1 protein-coding gene is annotated in these 425 nt (G+C 54.6%); it reads right to left on the reverse strand.

Translation table 11 applies throughout. The features are described from left to right. Positions 1 to 425, reverse strand: a 425-nt coding sequence (locus tag AB1462_RS32240; protein WP_367249181.1) for an oleate hydratase, incomplete at both ends; no start/stop codon positions are given.

Consider the following 425-nt stretch of genomic DNA (forward strand, 5'->3'; position numbering starts at 1 on the left):
TTGCTCGATCGTGATGTCATCGAGGTCTTCCTTGCGCTTCAGCATCAGGCGGATCAATTCCCACTGCTGGCTCCTCGACAGGCCCAATGTGGAGAAATCACGGATTTTGCCTCGCTCGTGCATGAGCCGTGCTTTGGAAAAATTTGAATCGTTGTCGTTGACCAGCCGATATTCGTCCAGAACGCTGTATCCCTCAGGAAGTTCAAGCGCCTGAATGTCCTGAAACATGTCCCAAAGATTGTCGTAGTTCCAGTTCATCTCGCGGCCGCCGCGAATGATATAGCCGTCTTCGGGATTGCCGGCGCCGTCAAGCGAGCCGCCCTCGATCTGCATGGCGTCCAGAATGGTAATGTCTTTACCGGCCATGCCGCCATCGCGGATCATATAGAAAGCTGCCGCAAGACCGGCGATGCCGCTCCCAATAA

The sequence above is a fragment of the Pseudomonas sp. SB113 genome (assembly GCF_040754745.1).
In the GTDB taxonomy this organism is placed as follows: domain Bacteria; phylum Pseudomonadota; class Gammaproteobacteria; order Pseudomonadales; family Pseudomonadaceae; genus Aquipseudomonas; species Aquipseudomonas grimontii.